Source organism: Bacteroides xylanisolvens (assembly GCF_018289135.1).
GTDB classification, from domain to species: domain Bacteria; phylum Bacteroidota; class Bacteroidia; order Bacteroidales; family Bacteroidaceae; genus Bacteroides; species Bacteroides xylanisolvens.
In genome coordinates, this window is record NZ_CP072216.1 from 5,067,080 (window position 1) to 5,084,812 (window position 17,733).

Below are 17,733 nucleotides of genomic sequence, written 5' to 3' on the forward strand. Positions count from 1 at the left end.
TTTTTATGTAGATTTACATAATCTTTCTTTTATTATATGATATTTTGAAATTATTCTGTGCTTAATCCAAATTGCTACTGAGACCTTCTGGTTCAGGCACAGTTGTTATTTTTTATCAATATAAAACCAGTCATAAATTTCATACTTCTAACTAGATCTTTCCGATAACGTCTATCCTACAATAGGTTCTTTTCACTTAAAACAAACTCCAAGAACATTTTATCAATGAGCCTGTCGTATTCTATGTAATCAAACTGTTCCATAAAACGGGCAATCGACTTCATGATTCCCAGCATACGTTGATGGTTGCAGGAAAATAGGATAAATTCTCTTTTAAATATCTACAAGTATCATCACTAAGGATGCAGATATTTCCGACTTTTGATAATCCATTTTTTATACATGTTTATATTAGTTCAACTTTATAATAATAGAGATGTCTAATCACCATAAGTGTATTTTGTCATATTGATGACTAAATACAGATATTTAAGGCTACAATTTATTGGGAAAAGAGCATTTTGAAAAATAAAATTCAGTAATTTTGCTTTCGGTTAAGTTTGCAGCAAAATATTTTCCCACTCATATTTTTATATTAGTAGGCTACAAATTTTAATCGAACGACATTGATGTGATAAATTTATATAAAAATATTGATATGTTAATAAAATCAGTAACACTTAAAAACTTTCGTGGCTATAGAAGTGAGACTACAGTTCTTTTCTCCAATCTAACAACTTTTGTTGGTCGTAACGATATTGGAAAATCTACAATTCTGGAAGCCTTAGACATTTTCTTTAACGAAGGAAAAGGATGTATTTCCCTAGATAAGGAAGATATAAATAAACGTGCTTCTAATGAGGGTGACGATGAAGTAATAATTGCTGTAGAATTTTTCAAATTACCAGATAGTTTAGTTATAGATGAAAGCAATAGAACTACACTTGCAGCTGAATATCTTTTAACAGAATCTAATACTCTAAAAATAGTGAAAAGGTATCCAAAAGCTGGAAGGGAAAAAGTTTATATTCGAGCTAAACATCCGACCAATGCAGTTTGTTGCGATTTGTTAAGCAAAAAAATTAGTGATCTTAAAGCAATATTAAATCGAGAGAACATTGAATGTGAAGATCAGACTAGAAAGGCTGTAATACGCGCAGCAATATGGAATCATTTTGCTGATAATCTTAATTTAGAAGAAAAGGAAATTGATGTAACAAAAGAAGACGGAAAGACGATTTGGGAAAGTTTGAAGAAGTTTCTTCCTGTATATTCACTCTTTCAAGCTGATCGTAGTAATAATGACCATGATAAAGAAATACAAGATCCTTTAAAAGAGGCTGTAAAATCAATACTAAAAGAGGAAAATGTAGCCCAAATGTGTCAGCAAATAGCAGAACATGTTACAACTAAACTACAAGAAGTCTCAAATCATACGTTAGATAAAATACGAGAAATGAATCCAGAGCTAGCAAATAGTCTTAGCCCTAATATACCATCTTTCACTGATTTAAAATGGTCTGATTTATTCAAAAATGTATCTATTGCTGGAGATAATGACATTCCTATCAATAAACGTGGTAGTGGTGTAAAGCGTTTGATACTTTTGAACTTTTTTAGAGCTGAAGCCGAAAGAATGCAAAGTAATACAGAATCAGATGGTCTAATATACGCTATTGAAGAACCTGAGACTTCTCAGCATGTTGCACACCAAAAGATCCTGATGAAAGCTTTAATAGATTTAGCCAACAATGAGAATGTACAAGTTGTATTGACAACCCATAGTTCTTATGTTGTAAAACAACTAAAGTTTGATAACATTCGATTAGTAAAAGAAATAGAAGAAGAAAGGGTTGTTCAGAATATTGAATTATCCCAGTTGCCATATCCATCTTTAAATGAAATAAATTTCACATCTTTTGGAGAAGTAACAGAAGAGTACCATGATGAATTATATAGTTATCTTTATTCGAACAAAACTGGTGAAGTAAAATGGATTGAAGAATATAAAAATGGTAAACCAACAGTCAACTATATTAAGGAGTTGTCAAATGGTACAACTAGGACAGAGCAAAAGACTTTAACAGAAAAAATTCGTCATCAAATTCATCATCCAGAGAATTGCCATAATACTCCTTATACAGAAACCGAAATTCGCCAGTCAATTGAAGATATGAGAGCTTTTATAATGAATAAGAGAGTATAAATTGGCAGCTCTTTTACATCTCGCTGCCGAAGATGTGCATTTATCGTCTTGGACGACGACGACAATACGGTGAAACGTATTCCCACTTTCCATAGCGAAACCGATAATAATCGGACACAGACACTGGTTTGTAAATGCAATTACACATTATCCGCATATCAAACACCTCCTTTCATTTATCTAACCTTATAAATAAAGATAGGCTCTGTGTTCTCTATTTGGAAATGCTATGCAAATGTACAATAAATGTTTATGATAAGCAAGTCAAAAAAGATATTTCGACTTTGGTAACTACTCAGCGAATAATCATAATTGAGAATCAGTCTTTTACATAAATGATAAAATAGAAAAAGTAGAGAAATTTTATGAAACAGAGCATAAATCTTTCCATTTGCATACGAATCCCTTATTATTCTACCTATTTGAAAAACTTTTGTATCAGAAAGCTTTCAGATGATGAAATTATTCGCTGAGTAATTACTGACTTTGTACCATTTATTAATATGTTTAATACTTTGTGTATGATTTAGGATATTCTATTTTATGATTTCATTCTATGTAATAGTTATGTAAATAAAATTGCAACTGTTATGAATTATATTATTGATATACATATATTTATATATGACAACTTTACATAACATATTCGTTTACATAACCGACATTGTAGGCGAGTGTGGCAAGGAGCAGACTGTCACGCCCGAACTTGCGGAATATGGCGCAGAACTTACGCAAGTCTTTCCGCAGGAGTGCGTCCGCCTGTCGTTTCGTCATGGTGCGTGCCGAATAGCTTTCGCCCGACTGCACACGGTGACCCCAGCCCACGTATGGGTGGTGTTTCTCCGAGTGCCAGCCCTCAAAGTAGCGGGTACACAAAAATGCTCGTTCCATAAGCGGCAGGCGGTAAATTGCCGCCTGCCCGTCCGTTTCCTCTTGGCGGCTGATCTGTGCGGACACAGAACAGACCGCCATAAGTGAACAGAGGATAGCCATGAATACACGCATCATCTTGGCAGAGGTTTGAAATTGCCGATGGGGATAACGGAAACAATCCCGTCGTCCTTCACGCTGCGGTTGTTGAAGTCAAATTCCAGCTCGTATGAGTTGTTGAAGTTGTCCTCCACCACTACGATGAAGTTGTGCGCTTCGTCGCCCTCCGCCGTGTAATACAGCCGGAACTTCTCGTTTTCAAGCAGGTAGCGGTCGTTGGGCAGGAACGTGATGCCGCCCGCCATTTTCAGCGTGCCTTCCCCCTCGAACTGGAAATAACGAATGGTATAGAGGGTGTTGGCGAAGTCGCCCGTTTTTTTCAGCTCACAGCGGATTTCCACCGTCTGCCCACTCGTCACCTTGTTGGGTACTGGCATGGTTTCCACCGTGAAGGGATAGGATTGCTGGATGTCCATATCGTCGTCACACGATACGGCGGTGAGCGACACGGCGGCGAAAAGGCAGAGTGCCAACGCCTTGAAGATTGGTGTTCTCTTGTTCTTGTTGTTCAGTATGTTCATTGTCCTTTGATTTTTAAGTTATTGTTCTTTTTTCGTTGTCAGTTGCAGATACTCGTTCAAGTCCTTGCAACCATCATAGAGGGCGGAACGGTCGCAGACACGTTCCTCGTAGTGTCCTTTCAGCATTTCCAACGTGCGCCGTCCGGCTTCGTCACGGTCGAGGTAACAGTCTATGCGCCCGTAACCGTCCAGATACCTCATAGCCTTTTCCACGTTGGAAATGGAGTTCAGCACAAGGCAATCACCCGTTTCCAATCCGAGCGTGGCAGCGGAAAGAAAGTCCATGAATCCTTCAAATACGCTACATACGTCAGCCGGAGAGCCTTCCGCCTTGACCAGCGACACATCCTTCGGAGGCACACATCCTTTGAAGAAGCGGCTGCGGATTTCATAGCCACCCGCCACATTCGGAAAACCGACGGCGAAATACCGCTTGCCACGCGCACCGTAATTCAGTCGGCAGCAATACCGGGATGCAATGCCGTAAGGAATACCCCGTTCCGCCAGATAGTCCGTCAGTGGAGAACGAAACAGCGGGGTGGCTTCCACTCCTTCAAAGGCAGGTTCTGACGGTTTAGGCAGGAAAGTCGGTTTACTCATTTCGGGAACAGGCATAGGCATATTGGCGGTTTCCGCTATGAACTTCACTTGTTCCATGAAGTCGTTGCTTCCGATAAACTCCCCGGCAAGCGTGAAGATGTCGCCGCCCTTGCCCGTACCGAAGTCGTACCAGAGCTGTTTCGCCACGTTCACACGGAAAGAGGGCGTGCGCTCATTGCGGTATGGCGCACGATACCACAATTCGTTGCCGCTTCTTCGTACAGGCTCATGTCCCAGCCGTGCGAGGAAGTCCGCAAGGGGTATATGCCTCATGGCATCGATTTCCGTCCGTTCCATGCGGTGCGTCAGTTTATGATGAACTTCACGCCATATGTTAGTTTTCAATTTATGTTGTATAATAATTGTATTTAACTCGTGAACAGTTAGTTGTGTATTTTGGGGACAACATATTTATTTATATAACCCATTGAGAAAAGCCATGATGTCAGGATTATCTTTCCAGCACTTTTGTTTTGTGGAACTAATCACTTCGCAACAATCAAGTGCTTCAGATTTGGCTTTCATGCTAACTTCTGCATAGACATTGGTTGTATCCACAGAAACATGTCCAAGCCATGCTCGGATAGTATTAATGTCTACTCCAGCTTGAAGAAGATGTGTAGCTGTCGTGTGCCTTATCACATGAGGCGTTACATTCTTTTTTCTAAGAGAGGTGCATTTTTTAGCAGCTTCAGCGGCATATTTTGTTATCAGTCCATATATACCAAAGCGGGTAAGTGGGGCGTGATGGCGATTTATAAATATGCTTTGTGTAGGAGCCAAGTTTTTGACAAGTTTCCGTATTTCACGGTTGGTACTTTTCCAAAGAGGACACCTACGTGTTTTATTGCCTTTTCCATGCAGTATAACAGTAGAGGTGGTATAGTCATAATCGGCAACAACCAGTTTGGAAACTTCATCCACTCTGGCTCCCGTATTATACATGAACAGGATAATGACATAGTCCCTATAACCATATTGTGTAGTTTTATCCGGGGCATCAAGCAATGCTTCCATCTCGTCCCTCTCCAAATAACCAATCATTGGTTTCTGGTGCTTTTTCATGGGTATGAGTCTAAGTTCCCGATAAAGTTCTGCATGTTCCGGGTTATAAGTTGAGAGATATTTGGCAAATGCAAGTATGCTGGTAAGCCGTTGGTTCCTGCTTGCAGAGGATATTTGGCGCGAGGCTTCAAGATTTTTCAGGAAGTCTTGCACATTGTCCTTTGTAAGGAGGTTCACGGAAAGTCTTTCTATCCCGATCTTGTTCATTTTTGACAAGTACGGCAGCAGCAGCTTGAACGTGTCACGATAACTCAACAAAGTGTTCTTTGACAGATTGCGAACAGTTGTGGCATATTCCAGTAAGAACCGGCGTAGCCAATAGCTTATGTATTCATTATGGGTATTCATATTTTATTATTTTGATAGTCTGTAATTCTCAAAAAGTTGCAATGCCGTTTCCAGTAATTCAGGAGTCATCGTTAGATAAACACTTGTATACTTGATAGAAGTATGTCCGAGATAGGTGGAAAGGATAGGTAACATCTGCTGTACATCTACTCCTTCCTTGTACCATTGAATCAAACGATGGATTGCAAACGTGTGCCGGAGGTCATGTATCCGTGGCTGGTATCTATCCGAGTCCGTGCGGATTATTCCTGCCTTTTTCCGTATCAGTTTAAAACTGTTCCGGAAAGTATGGAGGTTGACAGCCTGAGCTTGCTTGGTTACAAAAAAGGGAGCGTCCTTATCAACCGAAAAACCGGACTCTTTGAGCCAGTCAAAATAACTCAAAAGTCTTTTTTTTGCTTGAGTGTTGAATGGGACAATCCTTGATTTGTAAAATTTTGTAGTACGTACAATGATGTAAGACTCTTCCCAAATTATATCGCCTACCCTCAGTGCTATGACTTCACAAGTGCGAAGTCCCATCGTATACATGGTAATCAGCATTGTCTGATATACAAAAGGGATGATTACATTCTGAGTTCTCCTGGTATAGTTCAAAGCAGAACTGAACAACCGCTTGAGTTCATCCCGGCTATAGATATAGGGAACAAGTCCGGCAGGTCTCTTCGGCATATCCAATGTCAATGGAATTGTTTCAATAAGGCTTCGTTGAAAAGCCCATTGAAAGAATCCCTTCAGGGACGTGTGACGAGCAAACCACATAGCCGTAACCTTGTTCCCCTTATAGAGGAACGAGTTCACGGATTCCATATTGATTGAGGAAATATCGGTCGTATCACCGATAAACTTGCTAAAGCTCACAAGAAGAATACCGGCAGATTTGAACTTTTCTCCAAGGCTGTGTCTGTACTCAATATATTTGATTACAGCTTCTTTGACAGTCATAGCAAATCCTCCCAATTCATTTCTGCGACCATACTTAGTGTTTTCAGATTCACTTTGGCATATATCCTTGTGGAATCCGGGCTTTCATGTCCGAGTTGTCGACTGACATTATATAACGGGAATCCTTCGTTGACAAGCCGTGTGGCAGTCCAATGTCTCAGTGCGTGGGGACCATAGTGTCTAAGTTCCATCCCCTGACTTCTTAGAGCCTTGCTCACAATAGCATATACTGCATTGTGGCTAACTCCTCTATATGGTGGTACCATACATTGGAACAATGATTTTTGCGAAGAATCATTTACTCTTACTTCTGTCAGATAACGTATGATGGCATTACCGACGTTCACGGTAAGCGGAAAGACTTGAGCCCGTTCACCTTTGGAGCGACGGAACAGGATTGTCTCCTTGTCCCAGTCTATATCATTCAGTTGTAGACTGACCAGTTCATGCGTGCGGATTCCATAAACGGACAGAAGCATCATTATAGCATAGTTCCGAATGTTTGTTTTACTATTGAAGTCTGAATAAAATTGAACGGCTCCGAGTACATGTTCTTTCTCTGGAGCGGAAGGAAGACCGTCCTCTGAGTACAAACGTGGTGCTTTGAGTGCCAAGGATAACTTGTCTGAACACCAGCTTTGAGTAGCGGCATATCGAAGGAACGAACGCAGATGGCTGATGTATTCGGCTAATGTTCTACGATTGATATACCATTCCTTATGGATTCTTGTAAAGAACATATCAATATGTTTGGGTTGCATAGAGAACAACTCTGGATGTATTTGACCAAGGACGGGTAACATACAACATAGAACCTTACGTTTACCTTTAATGGTATGTTTTGAATAGTTTTTCTCGTCAGAAAGAAAACGTAAATATTCTTCTGCATATTCATTAAAACAAAAAGAAGTGCTCTTGGTGACTTGTATGCCTAAAAAATCAAGCCAGCCCATAGCAACTCTTGTAAATACCCCTTTTCGGTATATTACATTAGAATCTGTTTGTTTACCTCCACATGCGTATTTTTCTGCGCTTGAAATGATTTCTTTTGTTGAAAATGAAATCCGAGTGCATATGGATAAATTTTGAACGACATGAAGTTGGATATACGCTATCAGTCTGAGATAATTGTCAGAATATCCCAAGTTGCGACTATGCTTTAGAAAAGCTTCCCTTTCTACAAGCATTGGAGCAGACGCCATTTTTACACGTGACTGACGTCGAGGAAACAAGCTGTTTAAAACAGGGGCTTCCATAAGTCCGTCAAGATTAGACAAGCCAATAAAGCGTATCCATTTCATTGCCGTTCTGATCATATGTTTTTCAGAAGTGATTCCAAGTTGATTCTGCTGGCAGAAACATTTAATGGATACAGAAACGGTCTCAAATACGAGAGGTTTGTTGTCAATTGGGAGAATACGAACTATTCTTAACAGGAATAGTGATGTTTTCTTTAGATAATCGTCTTTGCCTCCCTTGCTTCTGAGGTATTCAATATATGACTCCCTTTCAGATAGCATCGGAGCTTCAAGATACTCTTGATGACGACTCTTGTCTTTGATAAGTTCTGTTATTATCATAAGCACAGTTTTTTTAATTAGTAATAAAGCATAGGTAGACATCCAGAAATATGTTGTCCAAAAAACACACAACTAACCGTTCGCAAGTTAAATACAATTATTATACAACATAAATTGAAAGCTAACATATGGCGTGAAATGTTATATATAACATTTCAGCCCCACGCCCCACTGCGTATGAAACTTCCTCGTGTCGCCACCCCACAGGCAACGCTCCCGGAGGTTGGCGAGCAGAGCGATACGGTCTGCCACGTAAAACTCCACATCGAGCGTCAGTGCACCGCCGTAGATAAAGGAGTCCCGGTCATGGAGCGTGGAGCCGTCATGCAACACCTTTTCGCCCCAGTTCACCGATTCATATCCGGCAAGAGCCGAAGCCCCTGCATAGACGAACACGATTTTACGGGCATCGGAGAGTATCTTGAAGTAGTATCCCCCCTCCGCCGTGAACTGCGCCACGGGTATCTTCCCGTCCTTGTAAGGGTTGTTCTTCAACAGGTACTCGCCGCCGAACACCCATTTATTCCCCTTTTTCGTGTAGGTGGAAAGAGCCGCCCCGAAGCTGTGCCCGCCGTCGTTGCCGCCGGGATTGAAACCGTCCGCCATGTTCGCCCTGACCTCGATGCCCTGCATCTTCGGCAGGCATCGCTGGGCGTGCGCCTGCCCCGTGAACAGGGCAAGCGACGCGATGACTATTGCGATGTACTTTCTCATGGTCAGCGCACTTGAAGTTCGTTGATGGTATTGGCACGTACCAAGTCCTCGTTCTCAATCACGAAAGACTGGTGGCGACCTCCGTTCTTCTCGTTGAGTTCCACCACGAGGCATTTGTCGTCGGGAATGGTGAACTTCGCCATCGTGAATACCGTGCGCTCGCTCTTCTTTCCCGGCACGAGTGTGGCGTAATTCTGCGCACGGAGCGGCAGGATGATCTGCTCCTGCACGGCGGTACGCTTCGCCACCTTCTTGTCCACGATTTTCCATGTGATGTAGTCCACATCGAAAGGCACGTTGCTCTGGTTCTTTATCTCCGTGTGGAAATAGAGTAACCCGTTATGCGTGTAGATGCCTTTCAGCAGGTACTGGATGCCGAATCGCTTGCAGCCGATGTGCTTCACCTCGCGCTTATTCTGCTTGTGGATGGACTTCATGATAAGGCGCACCAGCATCGGGCTTTCGCTGCCCAGCTCCTTCAGGTATATTTCCTGCGCATTGTTCGGGCGGTTCACTGCCTCGCCGTCATGGATGAAGTCGCACATCTCCACGTTGAGCAGCAGCGGTTCGGCGGCGTACTTCACGTTGAAGGTATAGAAACTCCCGTCCTCCGTTATCACGGACATATTGGTTTCGTTCGGGAAGTTCCTCACGGTCGCTTTCACGCGGATGACGTTCTCCGCTCCGTCGGCTTTACCCGCAATCAGGTCGGGCGAGCCTAAATCGACGTAGCGCACCTCCGAGGGGAAAATGACGTGGACGGTCTTGTCGTAGGTCACTTCCAAGCCGTGCGGGGGAACCATGCGGTCGAAGGTCAGCTTCTTTGTCAGCCCGTGATACAGATCGCCGTCCGCCTCCTTCTGCGGATAGACCTCCTTTGTCAAGGTCGGTTGTTCACTTCCGTTGTCCGTTACAACGGTTACGTTCTCCTGCGCGTTGGCAGTTGCGATGCCCATAGCGAGGACAAGCATGATGATTACTTTTTTCATTCTACTTTGGATTTTAGTGGTAAATAAAAATTTGGTTGTTGTTTTTTAGTCGTTGATTGTTATTGTTTTCAATCTCTGTCCTGATATAGCATGACCTTGTATCCGGATTTCAGATGCACCTTGACGGTACGCATCTTCTTGGCGATATACTGGCTCGTGCCTTGTATCAGCCCCTTGCCCAAGTCGGAGGCGAGCTGCGCCCCTGCGTTGGTGGAGATATTAATGCTGCTGCCCAGCGAGCCGCCCATGTTGGCGGCAACCTCCCTGACGGCGTTCATCTCCATCGAGTTTGGAATGAAGATGCCGGGCTGTCCGTCCGTGTCATACACCGCCAGTTCTACCGGGATAATCGTACCTGCGTACTCCAGCGAAGTAATTTCAATATCGAGTCGTTCGCCCTGAATCTTTGCCGTGCCTACCACCACTGCATTGCGGGGTATGATTTTGTCCGCCACTGCCATCGGCTCCAGCAGCCGTAATCTTACCGCCTGCCCGTCAGTCACACTCTGCGCCCCATAGACACACGCCGATATGGTGTTCCTGTCCGATACAGTCGTGACACCCACCGCCGTATTGAAACTGCGGTTGCGCTCCTGCGAGAAGGAGGCGACAAACTCAGCGTTGCTCATCGGCTGTGAGAGCGAAGATACCACCTGATGCGTTACCTGCCTGACAGGTGCAGCAGTGTTCTTTCCGGCTTTCTGCACGGGGTAAGGCTCTGCCGCCTGTCCGACAGGTGGCTGTGTGCCGTTCTGCCCGCCCATGTACTTCGCCGCCAGTTCATAGGACTTCTCCATGAGTGCCACTTGGTCATCCATAGCGGATGCCTTGCCTTTCTCGGTTTCCAGTTCCGATTCCAGCGAGGCGATACGCTCTAACAGTTCGTCCATATCCGCATTGTCGTTCTTTGGCTGCTCGTAGAAGTTGCCGAGCGTGGCATTGAGGTCGCGGTAGGCGGCTGCGGATGATTGGATGGTCTTCGGGGCGGACTTCACATTCTCTTCCATGCCTCCGGGATTGGCAAGGTCGAAGTCCCTGCCGCTATCCGTTTCCGCCACTTCGCGGTCGAACATATCGCCCAGCTCCTGCATGGTGCGGCTGCGGTTCTCCTGCCGTTCCTCCATCGCCCCCTGTTCGTAGGCTTTCACCTTGTCGCCGATGATCTGACGGTTCGCCTTGTCAGCGTCGGGCATTTCGATATTGTAACCACCCGTTCCCGGTTGCTGCTCCTTGTCGGAAGACGGGGCGAATATCAGCCACATAGCACCGATGAATACCAGCACCATAGCGGGCAACACTATCATTTTCTGACGTTTCAGCCTTTGGGCTTCGGTCAGCGGCTTGCGCTCCTTCTTCGGTTTCCCGTTGTCGGGAGCCGCCTTGTTCTCGTTTTTAGGTTCATTCTTCGTCTGTTTCATATAAATAAGGTATTACATTATGATTGTTTTCCGGCTTTACGGACAGTTCCACCTGTCCGGCATGGTCTGTTACTATCCGGCTGCCGTCATTCCTGCCGATGTCATAGACAGCTTTGCCGAAGGTGTAAAGGGCAAGCACCGTGAAGGCGGCGAGCATCGCCAGCACGATGCGCTTGCGTGTTTTCGGGGGCAAACCGTCCAGATAGCCTTTGAGCCTTGCCACCAGCATTTTCTTTTTGTCGTGGAGCTTCCAGTACGCACGCCAAAATGATTTTCTGATTTTCTTCATGTCTGTTACCTTTTGATGGTTTGTAAATCCTTGTTTTCGATGATGGTGAAGCCCTCGATGGTGAAACCGTTGGGATTGTCGTCCGAACGGGACGAGTTCAAAAGGCGGCACGTGGTCACGAGGCTGCGCTCGGTGACGTTGCTCTGCCGGATGATCTTCTGCGTGGCGTAGGTCACGGCACGGTAGGGATAGCCGTTGAAGTCGCACACCACGCTGTCCACCTTCAGCACTTGGTTGATGTTCCCGGCGATGATGCGGTTGTAGTACCCTTTCTCGGCGAAGTCCGAATAGTAGTTGTACACGCTTTTGTCCGCTAATAGCAGGGCGCGTTTCACATTATGCTCTATCGCGCTCTTTTCGGGTGAGAGCGTGAAGAACAGCTCGTGGAAACGGCGCACGTGTTCCCTCGCTTCTGCCGGACGGTTCTGCGACAAGTCTTGCGAGAGAGCCAGCATCAGCGACTTGCCGTTATCCAGCACGTAAATCTTTTCTCGTTGCCGCTCCGCGAAGCGGTAGGAACTCCACACGCTCCATACCGTTATTACGGCACACAACGAGAGGAAGACGATACCGGACAGGCGTATCTGCCTGAACGATGATTCGATGTTTTTAAGTGACTTAAATTCCATTGTTGTTTATTCGTTTTTAATTGTCAGTTGATTATTTCAGCAGTTTCCCGGCACGTCCGACCACGTTTCCTGCGGCTGCGCCCGCCACGCTGCCCGCAATACTTCCGGCTCGTCCTGCCGTCTGGTTCACGTTGCGACCGTAGCTTCCCATGCCTCCGGCTTGGATAATCCAGCCTGCTACCGTGGGGATGGTGAAGTAACCAATGATGCCGATTATCATGAAGACGATGTACACCCCGTCGCTCGAATCCAGCGAGAAGTTCGGGTCAGCCTGCATCCGTTCGATGTCGCTTTGCAGCATCAGCACTTGTATCTTCGCCAGTATGGTGCTGAACATATCCGACACGGGCAGCCACAGATAGACCTGTATGTAGCGGCATATCCACTGTGTAAGCGTGCTTTGGAAGCCGTCCCACACCGATATGGCGAAGGCTATCGGACCGAGTATCGCCAGCACCACGAGGAAGAACGTGCGGATGGTGTCTATCACGAGGGCGGCGGCTTGGAACATCAGTTCCAGTATCTCGCGGAAGAAGTCGCGGATGCCCTTCTTCATGTTGTACATCCCGCGCTCGATGTACATCCCCGCCATCGTCACCATGTCGCCGGGCGACCAGCCCAGTTCTTCCAGTTGTTTGTCAAACTCCTCGTTTGACACGAGGTAGGCGGTTTCGGGATTGCGCATCATCGCTTCGTACTCCAGTTTGTCCTTCTGCTCACGGTATCGGTTCATGTCCAGCGTTTCCGCCTCCAGCATCTTTGCCGTACCCTGCACGACGGGCGACATGATGCTGTTTATCGTACCCAATACCACCGTCGGAAAGAACATGATGCACAAGCCTATCGCGAACGGGCGGAGCATAGGGAACACGTCTATCGGTTCGGCTCTCGCCAGCGACTGCCATACCCGGTAGGCCACATAAAAGAGTGCGCCCAGCCCGGCGATGCCTTTCGCCACGCCCGCCATGTCCCCGCATAGCGGCACCATCTGTTCGTAGAGCGAGCGCAGAATTTGGTGAAGGTTGTCGAAATTCATAGGCTACCAATATCTTTCGTTCATGTTCCCGTACAGCCCCATGATGCGGTCAAGGTCGTTTTTCTTCTTCGCACGCAGGTAACTCACGCTAATGTTCTTGTTGGTGTAGTAGCTCACGAGGTTGCGGTAACGCTTCATTTTGGAGTAGCAGCGTTCCACCACGTCCATGCGCTCCTTGTCCGTCATGGAGAGCGTGGTGATATTCACCACATTCTTCAGTTCCGTCAGCACATCGTTGGATTCCTCCAATAACTTGGTGTAGCCAAAGGCGATGGCTCCCAGTTCCTCCACCGTGAAGTTGTCGTCACGCATCATCTTCTGGAAACTGGTCACATAGGTGTCGGTGATGTCACCCACCATCAAGATGGTCTGCTGCACCTTCCGGGCGTCCTTTACCAGATTGTTCACGGATTTGAGTGCGTCGTAATACTTCTTGCCCTGTTCGTAAATCTTCACGGTCTCTTGAAAATTTTTTATCATATTTTGGGCGGTCGTGGAAGTGTGTACCACGTTCTTCGAGGTGTTCACGATGCTCTGCGCGATGTTGGACGGGTCTATCACCGCCCACTGTGCGCTTGCCCTGCCGACTGCAAACAGGCACAGGCAGATAATAAGTGTTATTCTTGTTCTCATGTTACTTTGGATTTTAGTGGATTTCATTATTTATTGCTCGCCTATCGGATGGTCCGGTTTCGGGTTCACACGCACGTAGTCCCCGTTCGGCGAGAAGGTCAGGATGTCCGTCGCCTCGTTGTAGGACACGTCGATGCGGAATCCGGTGTTCATGAACAGATTGCCGTTCTCCTCCTGCAAGAGATAGGTTTCCGGCTTCAGCTTGCGGCGGATGCCGCTCCGCTTGAATACCGTCACCTTATAGGCTTCGCCCTCCTTGTAGATAAGCACGTCGGGCTTGCCCTCCACACTCTCCCAGTTTCCGCAAAGCAGGTCGCGTCGGTTGTCCGTTATGTCGCAGGATTGCAGCACCATGACCGCCAGCCCGATTAAACACTTGCTGATTTGCAGCATTTTCGTTCTTGATATACTCATACGCATTTTCTTTTTTAGTTGATGAATCTGTTTCTATTTATTCCTTTTTTCTCCGCCTTTCGGCAAGCTGCCGGATGACGGCTTCAATGTCGCCGCCCAACTGTTCCGCCAGACGGTAAACCTCTACTTTTTCCGTTTCTTCGGTGGTGTACGCCAGATACTCTTCAGCACTAACTTCGGTGGCATAGACTGCCGACTGCGTGCCGCCCAGTCCTATCCACACTTCCTTGTAGAGCCTTGACGGGTTGTTCGCCATGTTGATGGAGAGTATCTGCGACTTCTCTTTCTCCGTCAGACCCAACAGGGACTGTATGGCATCAAACTTGTTCATGTACTTCCGCTGGTCAAGGAGTATCTTGCAGTCGGAGTTGTTGATGATGCTCTCCTTGACGACGGGCGAGGAAATGATGTCGTCCACCTCCTGCGTCACCACGATTGCCTCCCCGTAATACTTGCGCACGGTCTTGTACATATAGCGCAGGTACTCAGCCATGTTCGCCGAAGATAGAGCCTTCCAAGCCTCTTCCACTATCAGTTGCTTGCGCACGCCTTTCAATCGGCGCATCTTGTTGATGAAGGCTTCCATGATGATGATGGTCACCACAGGGAAAAGCTCGCGATTTTCCTTTATACTGTCAATCTCGAAGACGATGAACCGCTTGCCGAGCAGGTCGATGTTCTCCGTGGAGTTGAGCAGGAAGTCGTAGCGTCCGTCCCGGTAATACTGCCGCATGGTGGTGAGCATATTGTCGATGTTGAAGTCGGACTTCTCCACCTTTATCTCACGTTCCGCCAGTTCGCGGCGGTAGTCGTCGCGCATATACTCGTAGAAGGTGTTGAACGAGGGGACGATGCTCCGGTCAGCCCTGATACGCTCGATATAGGCGTTCACCGCACTGCCCAGTTCGCCGCTCTCCGTCTTCGTCACTTTGTCGTCCTCCGACTTCCAGAGCGTCAGCAGCAATGTCTTGATGCTGTCCTTTTTCTCCACGTCGAACACGTAATCATCGGTGTAGAACGGGTTGAACGAAATCGGTTTCTCCTCCGTGTAGGTGAAGTACACGCCGTCCGCCCCGTTTGTCTTGCACCGGATCATCTCGCACAAGCCCTGATAGGAGTTTCCCGTGTCCACCAGCACCACGTGCGTACCCTGCTCGTAGTATTGCCTCACGAGGTGGTTCATAAAAAAGGATTTGCCGCTGCCCGAAGGACCCAACACGAACTTGTTGCGGTTGGTCGTGATACCCCGCTTCATCGGCAGGTCGCTGATGTCGAGGTGCAACGGTTTTCCCGTAAGCCTGTCCACCATCTTGATGCCGAAGGGCGAGAGCGAACTGCGGTAGTTGGTTTCCTCCGTGAAGAGGCACACCGCCTGCTCGATGAATGTATGGAAACTCTCTTCCGCCGGGAAGTCCGCCGCGTTGCCGGGCATCGCCGCCCAGTAGAGCGTCGGGCAGTCGATGGTATTGTGGCGCGGCACGCACTCCATGCTTGCCAGCTGGCTGCCCACATCGTTCTTGATATGCTTCAGTTCCTCCGCGTCATCGCTCCACGCCATGACGTTGAAGTGCGCCCGTACCGAGGTCAGCCCGTAGGAATGGGCTTCGTTCAGGTACTGGTCTATCCACTCGCGGTTGATGCTGTTGCTCCGGCTGTATCGGGATAGCGACTGCATATTCCTTGCGGACTTCTCGAACTTCTGCAAATTTTCCTCGCTGTTGTCGATAATCACATACTGGTTATAGATGTGGTTGCAGGAAAGCAGCAGCCCCACGGGGGAGGCGAAGGAGAGGCGACAGTCCGAGCGGTCGGTGGAGAGTTTCTCGTAGCGGATGTCGGTAGCCACCTTTCCGGGCATATCCTCCGCGTCGGAGAGGGTGTGCAGGCACAGGCGGTTGTCACCGATACGCATTTCTTTTGCCGAGAGGTCGATGTCCTGCAAGGTCGTGTCGCCTTCGGGCATGAGCGAGAAGTAACGCTCTATCAGCCCGGCGGACTTCTCCGTCCCGACAATCTCGTCGGTGGAGAGGCGGCGCAGCCTCACAAAGCCGCTGTCGTTCATGATGCGCTCGAACTGTTCGGCGGCCTCCATGAACTTCCCGGCGGTTTCCTTGTCCAGCTCCTTCGGGATGATATGTCCCCGGCACAGCGTACTGAAGTTGCTCTGCATACGGTTACGTTCTTTCGTCGTCTTGGTCAAGTAGAGATAGCAGGAGTGTTTCAGGTACGGACGCTCGTTGAAGTGGCGTTCAAAGGAACGGCTCAAGAAACTCATGTCGTCCTTCTGTAACTCCGGCTTGTATTTCTCCTTGATGAACCAATCCTGCTTATGCACGACGCAGAAGTACGGCAGCACCTTGATAGCCTTGCACCAGCAGCCGTGTATCGCCTCGTACTCTGCGCCCGTCACGGTGTAAAGCTCCGGCAGTTCCACCTCAAAAGCCACCGTGATGTCGGCGTCTTTGGAGATGATGCAGCCATGCTCCACCGCCAGCAGGGGGAACTTGTTTTCCAGTGTTGTCATTTTGGATGTATTTCTCATGTCGTTTCTTCCTTTCGTTGCCGTTTGAGTAATCGGGTGATCCGCCGTCGGTTGATAAGGTATCGGGGATGGCTCCTTGCCGCTCCCAATTTCATCAGCCCGTGTTCGCCGTACCGGGCGTTCAGCGCTAAGGTCTGCCATACGAGGACGGAAGAAGATGCCGCGCCGAAGCCGATACATATCCACTGGTCGATGCCGACCATATAGAGGATGACGAACAGGACGAAGAGAGCCAGCAGACCTCCGCAGAAGATGAAGAGGTACTGAGCCTTCAAACCCTTGAACTCGACCGGACGGCCGATACCCTTGTTTATCGGGTATTCAGCCATACATTGTTTATTAAAGGAAGAATGAGCGCAGGATAGTGGCGGCGACAATCAAGAAGATACAAGCCCCGAACCACGAGGCGGCGGTCTTCGAGGTGTCCGGGTCTCCGGACGAGAATTTTCCGTACACTTTCACGCCACCGATAAGCCCGACTACCGCGCCGATGGCGTAGATTAATTTCGTGCCGGGGTCGAAATACGAACTCACCATAGAGGTGGCTTCGTTGATGCCAGCCAGACCGTTTCCCTGTGCGAAAGCGGAGGCGGTTGCGGCAATCATAAGTGCCGCAGCGATGATTAACTTTTGTCTGATGTTCTTGTTCATAAACTGTTCTTTTTTTGTGCCGTCCAAAGGGTGGATAGTCCTTTTTCGGGCGGTTGATACTTGATTACTTTACTTTGGTTTTAGTGGTTGCCCGTTTGTTTCTACGGACTTGGGGCTGTCCGTTGCGGGTTGGCTGTACCTTGTACCGCCGTGCGCGTGGGTG

Annotated in this window: 17 protein-coding genes and 1 pseudogene; 1 reads left to right on the forward strand and 17 read right to left on the reverse strand. The window is 47.5% G+C overall.

The features are described 5' to 3' along the window. Positions 1–658: 658 nt before the first annotated feature. Positions 659–2,206, forward strand: coding sequence for an ATP-binding protein (locus tag INE92_RS21055; protein WP_195335413.1), 1,548 nt, complete (start codon positions 659–661; stop codon positions 2,204–2,206). A gap of 657 nt (positions 2,207–2,863) precedes the next feature. Here INE92_RS21055 and INE92_RS21060 read toward each other — a convergent pair. The 17 genes and pseudogenes from INE92_RS21060 to INE92_RS21140 all read right to left on the reverse strand — a co-directional run. Further along, positions 2,864–3,214 (reverse strand): annotated as a pseudogene (locus INE92_RS21060) (lysozyme family protein); the annotation flags it as partial. Next, positions 3,211–3,717 carry a DUF3872 domain-containing protein gene (locus INE92_RS21065; RefSeq protein ID WP_048928291.1) on the reverse strand — a complete coding sequence of 169 codons (507 nt, stop codon included), beginning with the start codon at positions 3,715–3,717 and terminating at the stop codon, positions 3,211–3,213. The gene INE92_RS21065 and the pseudogene INE92_RS21060, both read right to left, overlap by 4 nt. A gap of 18 nt (positions 3,718–3,735) precedes the next feature. After that, a complete protein-coding gene (locus INE92_RS21070; protein WP_048928292.1) occupies positions 3,736–4,614 on the reverse strand; it encodes a toprim domain-containing protein in 879 nt (292 codons plus the stop codon). 114 nt (positions 4,615–4,728) lie between these two features. Beyond that, positions 4,729–5,730: a tyrosine-type recombinase/integrase gene (locus INE92_RS21075; protein ID WP_117652437.1), complete on the reverse strand. Its 1,002-nt coding sequence runs from the start codon at positions 5,728–5,730 to the stop codon at positions 4,729–4,731. Positions 5,731–5,736: 6 nt separating this feature from the next. After that, entirely contained in the window at positions 5,737–6,675 is a 939-nt protein-coding gene (locus tag INE92_RS21080) for a tyrosine-type recombinase/integrase (protein ID WP_117652438.1), read from the reverse strand. After that, the gene (locus INE92_RS21085; RefSeq protein WP_158561365.1) at positions 6,672–8,255 is read right to left on the reverse strand and encodes a tyrosine-type recombinase/integrase; all 1,584 of its coding nucleotides are present in this window, start codon (positions 8,253–8,255) and stop codon (positions 6,672–6,674) included. Before INE92_RS21085 ends, INE92_RS21080 begins: the two co-directional genes overlap by 4 nt. Before the next feature lie 141 nt (positions 8,256–8,396). Beyond that, positions 8,397–8,969 carry a conjugal transfer protein TraO gene (locus INE92_RS21090; protein ID WP_211421245.1) on the reverse strand — a complete coding sequence of 191 codons (573 nt, stop codon included), beginning with the start codon at positions 8,967–8,969 and terminating at the stop codon, positions 8,397–8,399. 2 nt (positions 8,970–8,971) lie between these two features. After that, positions 8,972–9,958, reverse strand: a complete 987-nt coding sequence (gene traN, locus INE92_RS21095; protein WP_048928293.1) for a conjugative transposon protein TraN — start codon at positions 9,956–9,958, stop codon at positions 8,972–8,974. 68 nt (positions 9,959–10,026) lie between these two features. Next, positions 10,027–11,376 carry a conjugative transposon protein TraM gene (gene traM / locus INE92_RS21100; protein ID WP_048928294.1) on the reverse strand — a complete coding sequence of 450 codons (1,350 nt, stop codon included), beginning with the start codon at positions 11,374–11,376 and terminating at the stop codon, positions 10,027–10,029. Next, positions 11,357–11,665, reverse strand: coding sequence for a TraL conjugative transposon family protein (locus INE92_RS21105; RefSeq protein ID WP_048928295.1), 309 nt, complete (start codon positions 11,663–11,665; stop codon positions 11,357–11,359). The genes traM and INE92_RS21105 overlap by 20 nt, the downstream gene beginning before the upstream one ends. 5 nt (positions 11,666–11,670) lie before the next feature. Then, positions 11,671–12,294, reverse strand: coding sequence for a conjugative transposon protein TraK (gene traK, locus INE92_RS21110; protein WP_048928296.1), 624 nt, complete (start codon positions 12,292–12,294; stop codon positions 11,671–11,673). Between the two features lie 31 nt (positions 12,295–12,325). Continuing rightward, positions 12,326–13,330, reverse strand: a complete 1,005-nt coding sequence (gene traJ, locus INE92_RS21115; protein ID WP_048928297.1) for a conjugative transposon protein TraJ — start codon at positions 13,328–13,330, stop codon at positions 12,326–12,328. 3 nt (positions 13,331–13,333) lie between these two features. Further along, positions 13,334–13,963 carry a DUF4141 domain-containing protein gene (locus INE92_RS21120; RefSeq protein ID WP_004308927.1) on the reverse strand — a complete coding sequence of 210 codons (630 nt, stop codon included), beginning with the start codon at positions 13,961–13,963 and terminating at the stop codon, positions 13,334–13,336. Positions 13,964–13,993: 30 nt separating this feature from the next. Further along, positions 13,994–14,377 carry a DUF3876 domain-containing protein gene (locus tag INE92_RS21125; RefSeq protein ID WP_055229054.1) on the reverse strand — a complete coding sequence of 128 codons (384 nt, stop codon included), beginning with the start codon at positions 14,375–14,377 and terminating at the stop codon, positions 13,994–13,996. 37 nt (positions 14,378–14,414) lie between these two features. Then, on the reverse strand, positions 14,415–16,919 hold the full coding sequence (locus tag INE92_RS21130; protein WP_048928298.1) for a TraG family conjugative transposon ATPase: 2,505 nt from the start codon (positions 16,917–16,919) through the stop codon (positions 14,415–14,417). After that, entirely contained in the window at positions 16,916–17,248 is a 333-nt protein-coding gene (locus tag INE92_RS21135) for a DUF4133 domain-containing protein (protein ID WP_048928299.1), read from the reverse strand. The genes INE92_RS21130 and INE92_RS21135 overlap by 4 nt, the downstream gene beginning before the upstream one ends. 10 nt (positions 17,249–17,258) lie before the next feature. Further along, complete coding sequence (locus INE92_RS21140) at positions 17,259–17,570, reverse strand: DUF4134 domain-containing protein (protein WP_004311205.1); 312 nt, start codon at positions 17,568–17,570, stop codon at positions 17,259–17,261. Between the last annotated feature and the right edge of the window lie 163 nt (positions 17,571–17,733).

Excerpts from the sequence above, each read along its gene's own strand:
- INE92_RS21065 (WP_048928291.1), bottom strand. The coding sequence starts at position 3,717 with ATGAACATACTGAACAACAAGAACAAGAGAACACCAATCTTCAAGGCG.
- INE92_RS21120 (WP_004308927.1), bottom strand. The coding sequence starts at position 13,963 with ATGAGAACAAGAATAACACTTATTATCTGCCTGTGCCTGTTTGCAGTC.
- INE92_RS21090 (WP_211421245.1), bottom strand. The coding sequence starts at position 8,969 with ATGAGAAAGTACATCGCAATAGTCATCGCGTCGCTTGCCCTGTTCACG.
- INE92_RS21135 (WP_048928299.1), bottom strand. The coding sequence starts at position 17,248 with ATGGCTGAATACCCGATAAACAAGGGTATCGGCCGTCCGGTCGAGTTC.
- INE92_RS21105 (WP_048928295.1), bottom strand. The coding sequence starts at position 11,665 with ATGAAGAAAATCAGAAAATCATTTTGGCGTGCGTACTGGAAGCTCCAC.
- INE92_RS21075 (WP_117652437.1), bottom strand. The coding sequence starts at position 5,730 with ATGAATACCCATAATGAATACATAAGCTATTGGCTACGCCGGTTCTTA.
- traK (WP_048928296.1), bottom strand. The coding sequence starts at position 12,294 with ATGGAATTTAAGTCACTTAAAAACATCGAATCATCGTTCAGGCAGATA.
- traJ (WP_048928297.1), bottom strand. The coding sequence starts at position 13,330 with ATGAATTTCGACAACCTTCACCAAATTCTGCGCTCGCTCTACGAACAG.
- INE92_RS21130 (WP_048928298.1), bottom strand. The coding sequence starts at position 16,919 with ATGAGAAATACATCCAAAATGACAACACTGGAAAACAAGTTCCCCCTG.
- traM (WP_048928294.1), bottom strand. The coding sequence starts at position 11,376 with ATGAAACAGACGAAGAATGAACCTAAAAACGAGAACAAGGCGGCTCCC.
- INE92_RS21140 (WP_004311205.1), bottom strand. The coding sequence starts at position 17,570 with ATGAACAAGAACATCAGACAAAAGTTAATCATCGCTGCGGCACTTATG.
- traN (WP_048928293.1), bottom strand. The coding sequence starts at position 9,958 with ATGAAAAAAGTAATCATCATGCTTGTCCTCGCTATGGGCATCGCAACT.
- INE92_RS21085 (WP_158561365.1), bottom strand. The coding sequence starts at position 8,255 with ATGATAATAACAGAACTTATCAAAGACAAGAGTCGTCATCAAGAGTAT.
- INE92_RS21080 (WP_117652438.1), bottom strand. The coding sequence starts at position 6,675 with ATGACTGTCAAAGAAGCTGTAATCAAATATATTGAGTACAGACACAGC.
- INE92_RS21125 (WP_055229054.1), bottom strand. The coding sequence starts at position 14,377 with ATGAGTATATCAAGAACGAAAATGCTGCAAATCAGCAAGTGTTTAATC.
- INE92_RS21070 (WP_048928292.1), bottom strand. The coding sequence starts at position 4,614 with ATGGAACGGACGGAAATCGATGCCATGAGGCATATACCCCTTGCGGAC.
- INE92_RS21055 (WP_195335413.1), top strand. The coding sequence starts at position 659 with ATGTTAATAAAATCAGTAACACTTAAAAACTTTCGTGGCTATAGAAGT.